At 55.2% G+C, this 17,637-nt stretch carries 16 protein-coding genes; 5 read left to right on the forward strand and 11 right to left on the reverse strand.

Annotated elements, in window-relative coordinates; genetic code table 11:
- Together R6U41_RS04885 and R6U41_RS04890 are read right to left on the reverse strand one after the other, a co-directional pair.
- A partial coding sequence (locus R6U41_RS04885; protein ID WP_410268714.1) for a hypothetical protein occupies positions 1-1,044 on the reverse strand: 1,044 nt, incomplete at its 3' end.
- 202 nt (positions 1,045-1,246) lie between these two features.
- A complete protein-coding gene (locus R6U41_RS04890) occupies positions 1,247-1,501 on the reverse strand; it encodes a hypothetical protein (RefSeq protein ID WP_410268715.1) in 255 nt (84 codons plus the stop codon).
- Positions 1,502-1,685: 184 nt separating this feature from the next.
- Here R6U41_RS04890 and ettA point away from each other — a divergent pair, with 184 nt between their 5' ends.
- The 5 genes from ettA to atpE all read left to right on the forward strand — a co-directional run bounded on the left by ettA (position 1,686) and on the right by atpE (position 5,165).
- A complete protein-coding gene (ettA, locus tag R6U41_RS04895; RefSeq protein ID WP_410268716.1) occupies positions 1,686-3,374 on the forward strand; it encodes an energy-dependent translational throttle protein EttA in 1,689 nt (562 codons plus the stop codon).
- A gap of 102 nt (positions 3,375-3,476) precedes the next feature.
- Positions 3,477-3,716, forward strand: coding sequence for an AtpZ/AtpI family protein (locus tag R6U41_RS04900; protein WP_410268717.1), 240 nt, complete (start codon positions 3,477-3,479; stop codon positions 3,714-3,716).
- An 8-nt stretch (positions 3,717-3,724) separates the two neighbouring features.
- The gene (locus R6U41_RS04905) at positions 3,725-4,111 is read left to right on the forward strand and encodes an ATP synthase subunit I (RefSeq protein WP_410268718.1); all 387 of its coding nucleotides are present in this window, start codon (positions 3,725-3,727) and stop codon (positions 4,109-4,111) included.
- Position 4,112: 1 nt separating this feature from the next.
- Entirely contained in the window at positions 4,113-4,802 is a 690-nt protein-coding gene (gene atpB, locus R6U41_RS04910; protein WP_410268719.1) for a F0F1 ATP synthase subunit A, read from the forward strand.
- 81 nt (positions 4,803-4,883) lie between these two features.
- Positions 4,884-5,165 (forward strand): ATP synthase F0 subunit C, encoded by a 282-nt coding sequence (gene atpE / locus R6U41_RS04915; RefSeq protein WP_410268720.1) that lies wholly within the window; start codon positions 4,884-4,886, stop codon positions 5,163-5,165.
- Between the two features lie 83 nt (positions 5,166-5,248).
- On the opposite strand, the gene uvrA is transcribed toward atpE, so the two are convergent.
- The 9 genes from uvrA to asnB all read right to left on the reverse strand — a co-directional run bounded on the left by uvrA (position 5,249) and on the right by asnB (position 17,601).
- Complete coding sequence (gene uvrA / locus R6U41_RS04920; protein ID WP_410268742.1) at positions 5,249-8,071, reverse strand: excinuclease ABC subunit UvrA; 2,823 nt, start codon at positions 8,069-8,071, stop codon at positions 5,249-5,251.
- A 22-nt stretch (positions 8,072-8,093) separates the two neighbouring features.
- The gene (gene pdxA, locus R6U41_RS04925) at positions 8,094-9,110 is read right to left on the reverse strand and encodes a 4-hydroxythreonine-4-phosphate dehydrogenase PdxA (protein WP_410268721.1); all 1,017 of its coding nucleotides are present in this window, start codon (positions 9,108-9,110) and stop codon (positions 8,094-8,096) included.
- Between the two features lie 105 nt (positions 9,111-9,215).
- Positions 9,216-10,715, reverse strand: coding sequence for a radical SAM protein (locus R6U41_RS04930; RefSeq protein WP_410268722.1), 1,500 nt, complete (start codon positions 10,713-10,715; stop codon positions 9,216-9,218).
- A gap of 300 nt (positions 10,716-11,015) precedes the next feature.
- On the reverse strand, positions 11,016-12,257 hold the full coding sequence (locus R6U41_RS04935; protein ID WP_410268723.1) for a NupC/NupG family nucleoside CNT transporter: 1,242 nt from the start codon (positions 12,255-12,257) through the stop codon (positions 11,016-11,018).
- Between the two features lie 19 nt (positions 12,258-12,276).
- Entirely contained in the window at positions 12,277-13,566 is a 1,290-nt protein-coding gene (locus R6U41_RS04940; protein ID WP_410268724.1) for an MFS transporter, read from the reverse strand.
- A gap of 372 nt (positions 13,567-13,938) precedes the next feature.
- Positions 13,939-14,232, reverse strand: a complete 294-nt coding sequence (locus tag R6U41_RS04945; protein WP_410268725.1) for a PilZ domain-containing protein — start codon at positions 14,230-14,232, stop codon at positions 13,939-13,941.
- Positions 14,233-14,391: 159 nt separating this feature from the next.
- The gene (gene grxC, locus R6U41_RS04950; protein WP_410268726.1) at positions 14,392-14,649 is read right to left on the reverse strand and encodes a glutaredoxin 3; all 258 of its coding nucleotides are present in this window, start codon (positions 14,647-14,649) and stop codon (positions 14,392-14,394) included.
- A gap of 28 nt (positions 14,650-14,677) precedes the next feature.
- Complete coding sequence (locus R6U41_RS04955; RefSeq protein WP_410268727.1) at positions 14,678-15,610, reverse strand: glutamate-cysteine ligase family protein; 933 nt, start codon at positions 15,608-15,610, stop codon at positions 14,678-14,680.
- The gene (gene asnB / locus R6U41_RS04960; RefSeq protein WP_410268728.1) at positions 15,607-17,601 is read right to left on the reverse strand and encodes an asparagine synthase (glutamine-hydrolyzing); all 1,995 of its coding nucleotides are present in this window, start codon (positions 17,599-17,601) and stop codon (positions 15,607-15,609) included. The genes R6U41_RS04955 and asnB overlap by 4 nt, the downstream gene beginning before the upstream one ends.
- Positions 17,602-17,637: the final 36 nt, after the last annotated feature.

The following is a 17,637-nucleotide window of genomic DNA, read 5'->3' on the forward strand; positions in this document are numbered from 1 at the left end:
GTTATCGCATGCAGGTCTCTCACACTCGACCCAGGGGTTGTCCTTGTCAAAGCTGCTTGCTCGTAGAGTGAGTAACCAGTCGAGCTCTGCGGCGACACTCTCTGACTTGGGGTAGCCGGCCAGTTTCTCCAGCTGGAGATAGCCCAGGTAGCCGGCAATGTAGGCGTTGTGCACATCAGGGTACTTGACCAGATAGTCATTGCCTGGTGGTGTCTCGAGTCTGCCTTTGCTCTTGTCGAAGATGGTCCGGGCATCGCCGAATTCCTCGGCGTACCTCCACAACGCATAGAACATATGCGGCGGGTAGTGCCACCCCTCGTAGAAGCTTGCGTAATTGCTGTGGGGTGGATTATTGACGACGTCTTCCTCCACCTCCCGTGGCAGATCGAAGACCTCGCGCGCTGCCCCGTCACGCCAGCCGATGTGTACATACTCGTAGGGTGGGTAGTTCGCAAACTCATTCCGTAGGTACACCTTTACATTGTCCTGCTGATCCGGCGCCAGGTACGGCAGGGCTCGAAGAAGAGCGTAGAGTGTGTCTCCTGGGTGGTGCCAGTAGTCGATCAGGTTCTCCCCGATGATCCGCTCCGTCCGCTGATCGAAGAGGCCGTGGCTCAAGTACCCGGGCCTCAGATGACCCACATCCAGCATCTTCTGCACCTCTGCGGACAGCTCTAGCTTGAGATCAGCGGTGCTCACCGGAGCGATGGCAGCCCGATGCACGGCAACGGCGGGTATAGGCGTCATAGCTGTCGCTGGCTCAGTAGTCGTGCCTAAGGCAACTACGGCGTTGCTAAGATGAAGATAGAGCCTGCCCTTGTAAGGGATCGGTGGATTCTGATCCCCGTGCCGTTCGTAGAGGCCATTGATGCTGTTGCTGGCTCCTCGATAGACGGCCCCATCGTGCGAATCGGACAGGACTTGGTACATCTGCATATAGCCGGGAATCATCTCGTCCCTTGGCTCCCAGGGGGTAAGCCAGTAGTTCCACTGTCTGTCCCCAGTGGAGCCGAACCCAGTGTCAGGGTTTGGATTCGGGATCATGTAGTCGATACCCCCTGCTGCACGGTCACGACATCGGTGGGGCTTTTGAGAACAAAAAAAAACAGGCTTTACAAGCCGGCTGGAACGGTTCCGGACAAGTGATTGAACGCAGTGTGCTGCGGCAGATCATAGATGACCTGGAAAAAAAAGTAAGAACAAAACTCCGGCACAAACCCGGCGCCGGATAAATGCAAAATCCGTATTACCGGCCTCCCGGACCCAGGATCCATTTCTTCAGACCTGTGGTAATCCATTTTGCCGGCACCCCGGATACGGCGTAACCGATGACCGCAAGCATCACAAACATCATGGCCCGGCCGGCGGTATCCATGCCCGGTTTTATCAGATGCGGTCCCAACAGGGCGCCCAGGCCGATTCCCATAAGAATGCGCCACGAATCGGGCAGAAACAGAATGTAGAAGATCACATAAGTAGGTGTAACAGGGCGTTTGGCCAAAACCTGTTTTCCTTTGCAGTTTGTACATTGCGGTTGATCCGAAACACAAACTTCGGCTATAGATATGCCGAAACCGATATCATTAAATATCGCAAACCGCAAGTTTGCGATGCTGTCAAAAGGTTATTTTACGGGTCACAAACCCATCATCTTTTATATTCCAGGCAACAGAAAGGATTTCTTCATGAGCCGGCAGCAGCCAGACAAAATTATCTGCTCAATGAACCGCGTGAGCAAGTATCACCATAAAAAGCCCATTATCGAGGACATTTCCCTGTCGTATTTCTACGGCGCCAAAATCGGAGTGCTTGGATTAAACGGAGCGGGCAAAAGCACCCTGCTTCGCATCATGGCCGGAGCAGACACCCAGTACAACGGCGAAATGGCCATGAGCCCGGGATACACCGTGGGCTTTCTGGAGCAGGAACCGGTGCTGGATGACAAAAAAACCGTGCGCCAGGTTGTGGAGGAAGCGGTTGCCGGCACCATGGAACTGATGGCCGAATACAACCGGATCAATGAACAGTTTGCCGAGCCCATGAGCGACGAGGAGATGGACAAGCTGATCGGCCGCCAGGCAGATGTCCAGGAAAAACTTGATGCCGCCGATGCCTGGGACATTGACGCGCGCCTGGAGATGGCCATGGACGCCCTCCGCTGCCCCGAGGGCGACACGCCGGTAAAAGTCCTTTCCGGCGGAGAGCGGCGGCGGGTGGCCCTGTGCCGGATTCTGCTGCAGAAACCCGATATCCTGCTGCTCGATGAACCCACCAACCATCTGGATGCGGAAACCGTTGCCTGGCTGGAACGGCATCTGCAGCAATACGAAGGCACCATTATCGCAGTCACCCATGACCGGTATTTTCTCGATACCGTGGCCGGCTGGATCCTGGAACTGGACCGGGGCCGGGGCATTCCCTGGAAGGGCAACTACACCTCATGGCTGGAGCAAAAGCAGGAACGGCTCCGCCAGGAGGAAAAGGCCGAGTCCCAACGCCAGAAAACTCTGGAGCGGGAACTGGAGTGGATCCGCATGTCTCCAAAGGCCCGGCAGAGCAAATCCAAGGCGCGCATCAATGCCTATGAGCAGCTGTTAAACGAGCAGTCCGCAGACCGGGCAAAAGAAATGCAGATCTACATCCCGCCCGGCCCCCGCCTGGGCAAGGTGGTGGTGGAGGCAGACAGCGTTTCCAAGGGCTACGGCGACCGGCTTTTGTTTGAAAACATGTCCTTTCACCTGCCCCCGGGCGGCATTGTTGGCGTTGTGGGTCCCAACGGGGCGGGCAAGACCACCCTGTTTAACATGATCACCGGCGAAGAGCAGCCCGATACCGGCACCCTGCGCATCGGTGATACCGTGCGCCTGGCCTATGTGGAACAGAGCCGGGCCAGCCTGGATCCGGAAAAAACCGTGTGGGAGGCCGTTTCCGACGGCGAGGACATCATCCGGCTCGGCAGCGTGGAGGTCAAGTCCAGGGCTTATGTATCCAAATTCAATTTTTCCGGCGCTGACCAGCAGAAAAAAGTCGGGATGCTTTCAGGCGGCGAGCGCAACCGGGTACACATGGCCCGGATGCTCAAGCAGGGGGCAAACGTGATTTTGCTTGACGAGCCCACCAACGACCTTGATGTCAACACCATGCGCGCCCTGGAAACGGCCCTGGAAAACTTTGCCGGATGCGCGGTGGTCATCAGCCATGACCGGTGGTTTCTCGACCGGATCGCCACCCATATCCTTGCTTTTGAGGGCAACAGCCAGGTGATCTGGGTGGAGGGCAATTACGCCGACTACGAGCAGGACCGCAAAAAGCGCCTGGGTGAGGAGGCGGAAAGGCCCCACCGGATCAAGTACCGGCGCCTGAGCCGGCAATAAGGGACGCCCTTTTTGCCCGAGAACAGCAGATGCGGCAAAGTTGCGTTTTTTATTGACCCGGATTTATACTTGTGTTAAAAGTCTTATCTTTAATGAATGGTCATGAGACCGCTGGCGATCGCAATGAAAAAAGACACCCAAAACGCTTTTAAGGAGCTGGCTTACTACAGCGCACTTGGGTTTTCCGTGGCGCTTGCCATATTTATTGGTTTGTTTATCGGGCTGGGACTGGACCGGTTATTTGACACAACGCCTGTTTTCATGTTCATATTTCTTTGCATCGGCATCCTTGCCGGTTTCAACAATATTTACAAGGTGATCAAGCGTAGCAGCAAAAGTTGAGGATATAGATGGTCATACAACAGCGTCTGCTCAAATTTATCATGCGGACGAACTGGTGCCTGCTTGCAGCTGCCAGTATAGTCGGATTGGCTGCCACCCACCTGCATTTTGCCCTGGGTATCGTTGCCGGCGGCTTAATTGTTACCCTCAATTTTCACCTGCTGTACAGAAACCTGAAACGCTCTCTGACCCCGCCGCATCTTGCCTCTCATAACGTAGTTCTGTTTAAGTACTATATCCGGTTTATCCTGACCTGCGTTATCATCTTTCTGCTGATTGCAAGCGGATATGTTGAACCACTTGGCTTGGTTATCGGCCTGTCGATTGTTGTGGCAAGCATAATGCTCGGCACCATCCGGGAATTTATAAAACTTATATACAAGGAGGCGGTCTGAAGTGGAACATCCATATCTATTTTTCATAAAGCTGTTTGAACTGATCGGGCTGGGGCATTTTGCGCATGAATATCCCCATGTGGTATACAGCTGGGTTGTAATGGCACTGCTGATCATCGTCGGCGCTCTTGGGGCTAAGCATATCAGCATGATACCGGGCAAGGTCCAGAATGTATTTGAAATGATTATTTCCAGCCTTGAGGAATTCACCGTTAGTATGGCCGGTGAAGAAGGACGCTGGTTCTTCCCGTTTGTGGCAACCATTTTTCTCTACATCTTCTTTGCCAACCTTGCCGGCCTTGTACCCGGATGTTTTTCCCCGACTGCTGATCTGAACACCACCCTGTCGTGCGCCATACCAGTATTTTTCTTTACCCACTATGTTGGCATCAAAATGCACGGCGTTCATTACATCAAGCATTTCCTCGGCCCTGTCTGGTGGATGATTCCAATTATCCTGCCCATTGAAATCATAGGTCATCTTGCGCGTGTTTTATCCCTCTCTTTCCGACTTTTTGGAAACATAATGGGAAAAGAACTTGTGCTCGGTATCCTTTTTATGTTGGCGGGTGCCTTTTTTGCGCCCCTGCCCATAATGGCCTTGGGAGTGTTTGTCTCTTTTGTGCAGGCCTTTATCTTCTATCTGCTGTCGGTTATGTACTTCTCTCTGGCCATGGACGAGGCCCATTAAAAAGAATAATACCATGCGGTGTTATATATGCGGTTTTTGGAAGAAGCCGAAACATCAACTTATATCAAGGGAGGTTTGTAAATGGAAATTGAAGCTCTAAAGTTTTTTACCGCTTGTGTAACAGTAGCCGGTTTTGCCATCGCGATTGCGGCATTCGGCTGCGGCATCGCCCAGGGTATCGGTCTGAGATCCGCAGTGGAAGGCATTGCGCGGAATCCAGAATCCTCTGGTAAAGTTACCGTAACCCTTCTTATCGGTCTGGCACTTATCGAATCCCTTTGTATTTATGCATTGGTGGTGTCACTGATCATTATTTATGCAACCCCCATGGCAGGTACCGTTACCAAGCTGCTGGGCGCATAAATCCCTGACCCTGTTTGGAATACAAAAGGCCTTTTACCGGGCAATTGCTTGGTAAAAGGCCTTTTGTATCAAAACCCAAAAAATTACAGTACCTGCCGCAAAAATACACCGGTATGAGAATCGGCAACCATTGCCACATCCTCGGGCGTACCCTCTGCGATCACAAATCCCCCTGCATCTCCGCCTTCGGGCCCCAGGTCAATGATGTGATCGGCATACCGGATCACATCCAGGTTGTGCTCGATGACCACAACCGTGTTGCCTGCCTCCACCAGCTGATTTAACACGCCCAGCAGCTTTTTGATATCCTCCATGTGAAGCCCGGTGGTGGGCTCATCAAGGATATAGAAGGTACGGCCGGTATCCCGCCGGGCAAGCTCCCGGGAAAGTTTCACCCGCTGGGCCTCCCCGCCGGAAAGGGTTGTGGCCGGCTGGCCCAGGCGGACATAGCCCAGGCCCACGTCCACAAGGGTCTGGAGCCTGGATCGGATATGACCGATGCTGGAGAAAAAGCCCATTGCCTGATTGACCGTCATATCCAGCACTTCTGCAATATTGAGTCCCTTGTACTTGACTTCCAGGGTCTCGCGGTTGTAACGTCGGCCATGGCATACATCACAGGGCACAAAAATATCGGGCAGAAAATGCATCTCGATCTTGATAATGCCGTCCCCGCTGCAGGCCTCACACCGGCCGCCCTTGATGTTAAAGGAAAACCGTCCGGCCTTATAGCCCCGCATCCGGGCTTCGGGTGTCTTGGCAAACAGCTCCCGGATAAAAGTAAACACTCCGGTATACGTCCCCGGGTTGGACCGGGGCGTGCGGCCAATGGGCGACTGATTGATATTGATGACCTTATCAATGTGCTCAAAGCCCTCGGCAGACGCATACTTGCCCGGAGGAATGCCCGAGCGGTGGAGGCGCCGGGCCAGGATCCGGTACAGGGTTTCGAGGACCAGGGTGGATTTGCCGGATCCGGAAACACCGGTCACACACACAAAACAGCCCAGGGGAAAGCGCATGTCAATGTTTTTGAGATTGTTCTGCGCCGCCCCGTGGATCACAAAGCCGGCACCCGTGGCCGGGCGTCTGGATTCAGGGGTTTTGATCTGCCTTTTGCCGGCCAGATACTGGCCGGTCAGGGAAGTTTCCGAGGCCTCCAGCTGATCCGGGGGGCCGGCAAACACCAGATGTCCCCCTTTGACCCCGGCTTCCGGGCCCATGTCCACCACAAAATCCGCAGACCGGATGGTTTCCTCGTCATGCTCCACCACCAGCACGGTATTGCCCAGATCCCGCATCTGCTTCAGGGTGGCCAGGAGCCGGAGATTGTCGCGCTGATGCAGGCCGATGCTGGGCTCATCAAGCACGTAAAGCACGCCGGTGAGCTTGGAGCCGATCTGGGTGGCCAGACGGATGCGCTGGGCCTCTCCCCCGGACAAGGTAGCCGCGGCCCGGTCCAGGGTCAGGTAGGACAAGCCGACGTTTTGCAGAAAAGCCAGCCGATCTGTGATTTCCCGGATGATCCGATCTGCGATTTTCGCATTCTTGCCTTCAAGCTTCAGGTCCCGGAAAAATGCGTATGCCTGCTCAACCGAAAAGCCTGAAATTTCAGGAAGGGTGATCTGGGCCACGCGCACGGACCGGCTCACCGGGTTTAAGCGCGTGCCCCCGCACTCCGGGCACGGCTTAAAATTCATATATTGCTTGATCTCTTCTCTGGCCGCGCTGGAGTCGGTCTCCACATACCGGCGCTGCAAATTGGGAATCACCCCTTCAAAGGGCCGGGTAAAATCCATCCTGCGATTGCCCCGGCTCATGGAAAACGGAATCTCCTCATCACCTGACCCGTAGAGAAGCACATGCCTAAACTGCTCCGGCAGCTCGCGGTAGGGCCGGTAAATGTCTGCGCCGTAATGGCGGGTCAGGGCTTCGATGAATTCGGCAAAATGCACGGAGCTGCGATTGGCCCAGGGCCGGATGCCCCCTTCGCGGATGGACAATTCCGGGTCAGCCACAACCAAATCCGGATCAAACTCCATGGTGGTACCCAGCCCGTCACATTTGGGGCACGCGCCCTGGGGGGAATTAAAGGAGAAACTGGCCGGGGTTAGCTCCGGATAGCTGATTCCGCACTGCATGCAGGCCGCGGTTTCCGAAAACATAATGGGGCCGGCGTCCTTGTCATCCACCGCATCCACCGCAGCGATGCCCTCGGATTGGGACAAAGCCAGCTCCAGGGAATCGGCCAGGCGGTTTTTCATGTTATCCTTGACCACCAAGCGGTCCACCACCACCTCAATGGTATGTTTGCGTTTCTGATCCAGTTTGGCCAACCCGTCGAGTTCCCGGACCTGCCCGTCAACACGCACCCGGGCAAAGCCTTCGCGCCTGAGCCAGGCCAGCAGTTTTTCATGGGCGCCTTTCTGGCCGGCCACCAGGGGGGCAAGAATCAGAATCCGGGTGCCCGGCTGCATGGCCATGACCCGATCGACCATCTCGTCAATGGTCTGAAAGGAAATGGGCCGGCCGCATTTGTGGCAGTGAGGGGTGCCCGCCCTGGCAAACAGCAGCCGGAGATAATCATATATCTCGGTAACCGTGCCCACGGTGGAGCGGGGGTTGTGGCCGCCGCTTTTCTGCTCGATTGCAATGGCCGGCGAAAGCCCTTCGATATGGTCCACGTCCGGCTTTTCCATCCGCTCCAGAAACTGCCTGGCGTACGTGGACAAAGATTCCACGTACCTGCGCTGGCCCTCGGCATATAGGGTATCAAAAGCCAGGGTGGACTTGCCCGATCCCGACAGCCCGGTAATCACCACAAGGCGGTTTCTGGGCAAATCCAGGTCAATGTCTTTAAGATTGTGCTGTCTGGCGCCCCGGATAATAATGTAATCAGATGAGATGGGCATGGCTGGCAAGCTGGTTTCAGGCCGGATACTTGATTCTGCGGGCATGATCAACGGCCATTTCAATGGCCGCCATGAGGCTGCCCGGATCGGCAATGCCTTTTCCGGCGATATCATAGGCAGTGCCGTGATCCACGGACGTCCGGATAATGGGCAACCCCAGGGTGGTATTGACCCCGTCGTGGAAATGCACCATCTTAAAAGGAATCAGGCCCTGGTCATGATACATGCATACCACGGCGTCATATGCACCATTAACAGCTTGATAAAACACCGTATCGGCCGGATGCGGTCCCGTGGCCAAAATCCCTTGTGAAACAGCGCCTGCAATGGCCGGCCGGATCATGCGGGCTTCTTCGTGGCCAAACATTTCCTCTTCGCCGGCATGGGGATTTAAGCCGCATACGGCAATCCTGGGCCCGGCAATGCCGAACCGGGATCCAAGGGCTTGGTGGGTCAGCCGGATCACGGTGGCAATCTGGTTTTCATCCAGTGCAGACGGCACATCACGCAGGGCCTTGTGAATGGTGACCAGCACCACCCTTAGACGACTGCCGGCCATCATCATGGCATATTCCCGGGCGGCGGTGCGCTGTGCCAAAATCTCGGTATGACCGGGATATATCCCTCCGGCCAGCTTCATGGCCGCCTTGTTGATGGGACATGTGACCAGGGCATCGATCTGACCGCTTTTGGCCATATCAATGCCTGCCTCAATATAGCCGATCATGGCCCGGCCGGTTTCCGCAGAAGGCTGCCCCCATTTGTGCGTATCGGAGCAAAGCCCGGATGCCGGAGAAAGATTGACGATTCCGGGTTCGTAAACAGCGGTTTGCAAATCATCCACGGCCCGGATTTTTAGTCCGGTGCGGGCAATGCCTGCGGCCATGTGCATGATCTCAGGATCGCCGATCACCACCGGACGTGCAGAATCATAGATTTCCGTGTAATCCAGGGCCATGCAAAGAATTTCCGGTCCCACGCCCACGGGATCACCCATGGTGATACCGATTAAGGGTCGCTGATCGCCTGCCATCCAGACCTCCGGGGTTTTTGAATTGTTTCAAAAATCGGGCTGAAAAAAACAATATAACAAAAACCCCGAAGCATCACAACAGGCAAAGCCATGGAACCGCTACGGTTAATTTGACCGGGCCCTTGCATAAACGATTTCGCTTTCATCGGCCCGTTGGCGGTTTTGCTCAAACTCCCTGCGGCGGCGCTCAATGTTTTCGGGCGCCAAGCCGCAGTGCTGCATCCACCTGGCAGCCCAATCTTTGTAGCCTTCCTCCTGCCAGGCCCGGTCCATTACCTGCTGCACGCCCCTGGCGTATTGGGCCATTTCCGGGGCCAGGCGGGTAAACATGATCTCCGCGCCCTCGTGGGTGGGCTTTGCATTGTTTTCCCGAATAATGCGCCACATGGTCTGGGGGTGGTCAATCATTGGACATGGGCGCAGGGTGTTGTAGCAAAAGGGCTGCTCTGATCGGATGGAGCGAAAGAATGAAGAATTCAACGCTTCTTTCAGGCTTTTTTCATGAATGTTGTCTGTTGCGAAATGGCAGAAGATGCACGGCTCCACATCGCCGCGGTGGTTGACATGAAAATAGAGCCGTCCGCCGGCAATGCATCCGCCCGACAGTACGCCGTCATTCCAGAAATCCACCAGCAGCACCGGCTTGTTCTCCCGGACATACTGCTGGAACATCCGCATCTGGTTTCGCTGTTCAGGCGTGGGCATCAAACTCATGTCCGGATCATTTCCCACGGGCATAAACAAAAACATCCACCCGTACAAGGCCCCTTTTTCTATCAGAAAATCCAGCCATTGATCCGAGCAGATGACATCCATATTCCGGCGGGTCACCAAGGAAGAAAACCCGAAAGCGCACCCGGCCTCCCGAAGCAGATCCATGGCCCGGACGCACTTGTCAAAGGAGCCCTCTCCCCGGACCGCATCAGTGACTTCAGACGGACCATTGATGCTGATCTGGGGGGCCACGTTGCCCAGCTCCACAAGCTTGTCCGCTGTTTTTTCATCAATCAGCGAGGCATTGGTATAAACCTGGTAAAAAGACTTGTCATGCTTTTCTATGACTTCGAGCAAATGGGGATAGATAAAGGGTTCTCCGCCCAGGATGGTAAAAAAGTTAATGCCCATTTCCTCTGCTTCGCTCAGCACCCGGTGAAAGGTTTCCGGACGCATGTCATCTTTTCGCTCATAGCTGCCGGCATAGCATCCCTGGCAGCGGTAATTGCAGCGCATGGTCGGGGATATGAGCATGGTGGGCGGGGGCTGGATGCCGAATTGTTTCTGGGCGCGCCAGGGTGCTTCGGGATCACGGAAAAACATGCTGGCCACCATTCGGGCCACGTACCGCTGGCGCACCCGGGGATGGGTATTTTCCACCACCCGTTTCAAAAACTGCCGGCCCGGGCCGTTTTCCCGCATCCAGTGGTGAAACCACTGGCGTACCATTTCCTGTTTTTCGCCGCTTGCAATGTGATCCACCGCCTTTAACACATACCCGGCGTTTTTATCCGGATCATCACCCAGATATTTCAGCGCCTGGCCGAGTGCCTTTTCCGCCAGGGTTCTGCGGGGCATCATGTCACGCCATCCTCTCAGATGTATAGCCATGGTCACCTCCAATGGTTGGGGTTATAAATCCAATATTGACGGTTGTGTCAATATTTACGTATCCACTAGGAGATATATAACTACGAACCGAATATGAAGGTGCTGTGAACGGAATCTGCTTGCACTCCGGAGGAAAGAGCTGCGCCGCTTGAAAACATCTGATCGGCAGGAACCGCGCCAACGAGGACTACTTTTACCGAATAATCAACATGTTATTTAACCATATAATAACCAGTCTTCATGATTTGTCAATTTCTTCTGCCTTCTGCCAAAGTCCGCTTGACGGCCATGCTGGCCGGTTTACACCAAAAATCCGGCCACTGTGCCGGTCATGCAGGTGGCCAGGGTACCGGCAATAATGGAACGCAGCCCCAGGGAAGCAATCTCATGACGACGCTCCGGGGCCATACCGCCGAGTCCGCCGATCATGATGCCCAGGCTGCCGGGATTGGCAAACCCGCACAAGGCATAAGACATGATCAGAATGCTTTTGGGGCTCAAAACTTCCGGTGCCGTCCGGGTCATGTCCACATAGGCGATCATCTCGTTGAGCACGGTCTTGGTTCCGAGCAGGGCGCCGGCCGCCTGGACTTCAGCCCAGGGAATGCCCATCATCCAGACCAGGGGGGAAAGCAGCCAGCCGAAAATCCGCTGCAGGGTCAGGGGTTGGCCCCCCACGCCGGGAAACAGGCCCAGAGCCGTGTTGATCAGGCTGACCATGGCCACCAGCACAATAATCATGGCAATAATATTTAACAGCAGTTCCATGCCCTGGAGGGTCCCGCGGCTTAACGCATCCATGGCGCCGCAGGCATCGGTTTCCTGTGTGAGACGGGCACCGGTGATTTCCCCGGTTTCCGGCACCATGATTTTTGCAATCACAATGGCCGCAGGCGCACTGATGATGGAAGCCGTCAGGATGTGGCCCATGACATTGGGCACCAGGTCAGAAAGAATGCTGGCATATACCACCATCATGGTTCCGGCGATGGTGGCCATACCCGAAACCATCACGGCAAACAGCTCGCTTCGGGTCAATTTGGCCACGTATGGCCGAATCAAAAGCGGCGATTCCACCATGCCAACGAAAATATTGGCCGAAACCCCCAGGCTTTCAGCACCCCCAAGCTGCATGGTTTTTTCAAAAATACGGGAAAACACCCGGACAATGCGCTGAAGAACCCCCCAGTAAAAAAGCAGGGCAGACAGGGCGCTGATCACCAGCACCAGGGGCAGAGCCTGGAAGGCCAGGATAAAGGTGGCCTGCGGATCTGTGACCGCAAAGGGCGGGTTTTTGCCGGCAAGGTATCCGAAAACAAATCCGGTACCGTCTATAGTCGATTCCTGCAAGGCCAGCACAACCCGGTTTAACCAGGCAAAAACCCGGGCGCAATACGGAAATTTCAGCAGGGCCACGGCCAGAATCACCTGCAGCCCCAGGCCGGCGGCCACGGTGCGCATGGGAAATTGTCGCCGGTTTTCACTCAGCAACCAGGCAATGCCCACAAACAGAAAAAATCCCCCGATGCTTCTTAAAATCATGTGCGTCCTTTCGCTGTGATCAAAGCACGGCTTTGCGGATGCCGGCCCTGGGCATCAACACGAATACCAGCACCAGCTGAATGCCAAGTCCGGCCCCGGTCATGATCAAAGCCGAAAGATACGCGGCCCGGTAGGCCATCACCGATGCAAACCCCATAAACTCCATGGTATCCACCACCGGTCCGGCAATCAAGGTGCCGGCCACCCCCCAGGACAGAAACAGGGTGGCGTTAAAATATCCAAACCACCGTCCCCGCTGCTGAGGCGGGATTAAAATGGAAGCCATGGCATAGGAAGCCGCCAGAATAATCACCTCCCCTGCCCCCCGCAGGAAACTGGCGGCAAAAATCAGCCACAGCTGATCGGCAAGTGCAAATATCAACAGGTATGCAATGGCAGCCAGGGCGCCGGCGCACACCGCCCGCCCGTTTCCGATCCGCCTTCCGATGTGGCCGGAAAAAACACCCAGCAGCACAATGGCCACAGACTCGGTATTGACAATATGGCTGAGCAGTTCACTGGAAACAGCAAAGCCGGATTCCAGAAAAAGATACTGGGACTGAATGATGGTTACACAGTTGCGGCCGAAATTGATCAGGGTCATGGCAATGAGAAAAATGATGTACAGGCGCAAAGAATCGGCCGCACACATTGGACCGCAATCCGAATCCGCAGGCGGATGCCGGCTTGTGCCCCCTTCGGGCAGAAACAAAACCGGCACCATGGCAATAAGCATTACAGCTGCGGCCACGAAAAACAGCACCCCGGATTCAAAACCCCAGCCTTCGTACATGGCGCCCAGTCCGTCATAGAGTTGGCCGCCGATCCAGATCCCCAGCAGCCGGCCCAGGCCGCCCACACTGGCCAGTCTGCCCTGAACCTCGTTTCGTTTCTGTTCCGGATACAAATCCGATATCAGGGCACTCCAGCCAATATTGCTCATGGACCAAAACATCTCCACCACGGTCAGCCCCAGAATAATGACATAGCCTGCCTGATAAGGCGATGCAGCCATTACGTGCACGGCCCAGATCAGCACGGTTCCTACGGCGCCTGAAAATTCCCCCCATAAAATCAGGGTGCGCCTGAGCTGAAGCCGGTCTGAAAGCCGGCCCCAAAAAAAAGTCTGAGCAATGATATTGGCCAGCATAGGAAGGGTTGCAAAAAGGGTGGTTTCGGTAACGGAAAGATCCAGGTAATAGCGCAGGTAAATCGACAGGTAGGAATAAAAAAGGCCCCTGCGGAACATGGCCAGGGCCTGAAAAGAGCCGATACCCCAGAATATTGAAAAAGCGGACCGAATCTGCATTTCTTGCATCTCCGGGCGGTTACGGGAAACACACGTGCAATGGGTCCGGCAGCGCCGGGCAGGTCCGGTTCAGACGTGTCCACTTCAGACTGGACATGGGGGTATCAACCTGTTTATAATCGGTTTATGAAAGCAAACAAACCCAGAACAAAACAATTGCGCACAGCCCTGCATTTTTATCTGATCCGGCTGCCTGCGGTGTTTGTGCTGGCCCCTTTGGGATTTATCCTTGAATTTGCAATGACCTTTCCCTGGAAACTGGTGGTCGCCCTTGACAGCCGACGGCCCGGGCACGGGAAAAAAGTTAACCGTACGTGAAATTCTGAAAAATTGCGCGTAACGCAGATATTGGACTTTACGGTGCCATCAAACTTATCGGTTCATCCGTGCAAGGATGCACCGCTGCAGCTCTGACATATCAATGGAAGTAAACCGAAGGCCCACCCCCCTGGAAGTTCTTCTCACGGTCTCGCCCCGGGCGGTCAGCACAAGTCCGGGGCTTTTGCCGGAATCAAAATCAATGGTGATATCCGCTTTTGCCGGCACCGGCACGGTTTCATCGGTAAGCAGAAACATGCCCGCGCCCCCCAGATCATTGACACGTCCATGGATCGTCAGCACTTTTCGCTTGTCGCTATAAGGGTCAATGATTTTCAGGGTGGCCATAATATCGGGCCAAACAGTGGTACGCGTATTTTTACGATAACGGCGGGCCTCGAAATTCATAGAAATATCCAATAGCTCACGAGTTCAATGTTTGTGAATCCGCCCGGGCAATGCCCATGCATCAGAGCCGTCCGGAAAGCGTTCCGGGATCCGGCAAACTTAGCCGCCAAGCAGGGGATCCAGACCGCCTTTGCGGTCCAGGGCGTTTAGTTCATCATAGCCCCCCACATGCTGATCATCAATAAAAATCTGCGGAACCGTACGCCGGCCGCCGCTTCGCTCCACTGCCTCGGTCATGCGCGACGGATCGGCATCCACAAGAATTTCAGTATATTCAGCGCCTTTTTGATCCAGCAGGGATTTGGCCATCCGGCAAAACGGGCAGGCCTTTGTGCTGTAGATTTCGATGACAGGCATCGGGTTTCTCTCCTTTTTTACCCAGTAGTTAACAGGATTCGGAAACCTGCGCGGTTTTGGAAATAAATTGCAGCCAGCGCTGCCTGAAAGCATCCATGGGCATGCTGTCCAAAGTGCGCAGTTCCAGGGTGGTACCCTTTAAATTAAACCGCACATCCGTAAAAATCGTGGTCATATGATATAAAAACGCTTCAAAAGAGGTATCGGCTGTTTTGAAAAACGGCACTTCCTCTCCCAGCGCCACGGCATGCAGCCCAAAGCGGATCAGCCGGTCAATGAGTTCTTCGGTTTCTGTCAGCGGCTCTGAGCAACAGGGCGGCATGCCGCACCGGGTGGGATCGGTGTTATCCCAGATCTCACGCCTTGGCGCTGACATCTGAAACAGCGGTTCCCGGGCCAGACTGCACAGCCGGAAAAACAGGGGCAGAAGCTCCTCAATGCTGCATATGGCCACGTGCAAATGAATGGAGGCCGTGGCCTTCATCATCTCATGGCCCCGGGTGCCGCTTGCGGCCAGACGCCGGTGCAGGCTCACATAACGCTCGGATGTCAAGCACAAAGGCGCATCCCTGCGGCCCGGCACATACCCCCGGGGCAGGTAGGAAATGCCAAGATGCGAGCGAATCTCTGCGTTGATCTGCTCCATAAAAGAGATGAAGCTGTCTATCCGCTTTTCGTCGCCGGCAACAAGCGGCGGGCTGCAGTACTCGAGCTGACCGCCGGGCTCAAAGGCAATGCACAGGCCGTTTTCAAAAAAAACCGCGCCATTGGCGCATTTGCCCCAACGGCTCAAAAGCGCTTCCACATCCGCCACGTCCTCAATTTGCAGGATACGGTCGGGCAGAAACTCGAATTCAAATCCGTATGTTCTTTCGGTCTTGGGCAGCTGGCCCTTTAAAACCGCCATGTACCGGCGGGTAAAATCGGCTGCCAGCCCGGCGATATCAAAATGCCCGTTCAATTGTCCTCCCGGGTCCGGAAATTTTGGTAATCACGCATGAAATGCTGGTACCAGAGGGTGAACACGATCACTGAAAAAAGCCGGTCCGCCTGGGAAACCAGGGTCTGCGGGCCCACACCGGCTGCCGTGATATTTTCGGATAACCGCCGAACAAACCCGGAATCCAGCACATTGTGCTGCTGCACCAGATTGCCGAGCACCACTTCCCGGATGGGCTCGGGCAGGGTGCGGGGTTCGGACAGCCAGTCCGCCATGGGAAAGGTAAAGGGCTGCTTTTTGCGAAACGCGGTTCTGGCATCCAGAAGCCCGTGCCTGACAAATGAATAGGCGCAGATCAGTTTTTCCCGGTTCAAACCCAGGTTCACCTTCATGGATACCGGCAGCCGGGCGGCAAACTCGGCCAGGCGGTAATCCAGAAAGGGTGTGCGGGTCTCCAGGCCGTGGCGCATGGACAGTTTGTCAAGGCGGAGAATCACGTAATCCGGAAGCCGGCACCGGCTCTCAAAGGATATGGCCGCATTTACGGGATGTTCATGGCCGGTAAGTGCCGGTGCCGCCTCGCCGGGAAACACCGGCTGGTCCGGGACGATGCCCAGAAGCCGTTTGAGTTCGGCAGAATCAAACAGGGCCTCTGCCTGGATATAGCGCCGGGCCGGATCATGGCTCCGTGTTGCCAGGTAGTTTTCCAGCTCTGAATAATGCCGGTTTACCCGCGCCTGTCCGGCTGCGGTCATGCGGCTGTATTGCTCTGCCGCCATTTCAATCATGAATTTTTTGTATCCGGCAAAAATTTCATCCGCGCCCTCGCCCGTGAGCACCGCCTTTACATCCGCGGCCGCAGCCCTGCAAACGCAGTCCGTGGGCAAAATGGTGCCCAGGGAAATGGGTTCTTCAACCGCCGCGATAATATCGGCAAGCCCTTCAAGACTTTCCTTTCCGCAAACTGCCGGCCGCAGCCGGCTTTGGGAGAACCAGCGGCTGCGGGTTTGCAAAAACCGCCTGACATCGGGCAGCTCATCATAGGCGGGCTCATCAAAAGATGCGGTATACAGGCGCATATCCGGATGCGTGCCTACGGCGGCAGCCGCCACAGCAGACGAATCAATGCCGCCGCTGATAAAGCTGCCCAGTTCAACATCCGAACGAAGCCGGATTCGCACGGCATCCCGAAAAATATCGAAAAAACCGTCTGCTGCGCTTTGCAGGTCCAGGCCCGCATCCTGTTGCCCGGTAATATAATTCCAGTATTGGTAGATGGCAAATCCCCGGGCATTTAAATCATATTCCAGGTAAGCACCTGGCGGGAGTCGGTAAATCCCGTCAAACATTGTCTGCTCACCGGGCACATAGCGATAGACAAAATAGCTGGCCAGCCGGTCCGTGTTGAGCTGCGGGGTGATTTCCAGACCCGCCAGGAGCGGTTTGATCTCCGAGGCAAAGGCGAATGCACCGTTTGTCGCGGTGTAATACAGGGGCTTGATGCCAAAGCGGTCCCGGAACAAAAACAGCTTTGCCTTTTTCGGATCCAGGATGGCCCCGGCATACATGCCGTTGAGCCGGTGGAGAAATTCAATGCCATGGCGCCGGTACAGATGCAGGGCCACTTCCACGTCCCCACTGGAAACAAAGGGCTGATCTGCCACCTCCGGGCGCAGTTCAATATAATTGTAGATCTGGCCGTTGCAGACAATGGCGGTATCATCTGTTGGGCAGCAGATGGGCTGCATTCCGGTTTCCAGATCCAGAATGGCCAGGCGCACAAAACCCAGAGCGATATTTAAGCCGCAAACCCCGGCGGCATGAAAATCACGGCCATCAGGACCCCTGTGTTTCTGCGCGCATCCCATCTCCCGCACCTGACGACTCAGGTGGGCCATGGAATGGCGCGCGGATATGATACCTGCAATGCCGCACATAATTTCGGCTCTTTTTGTCAAATAATGAAAGACCGGGTAGTTCATAGCTGCCCGGAAATAAATGTTGTCTTTCAAACTCTGCCCCAGCCGTGGTGGCCCTGTCAAGTGTTT

This window comes from Desulfosalsimonas sp. (genome assembly GCF_046483245.1).
In the GTDB taxonomy this organism is placed as follows: domain Bacteria; phylum Desulfobacterota; class Desulfobacteria; order Desulfobacterales; family Desulfosalsimonadaceae; genus Desulfosalsimonas.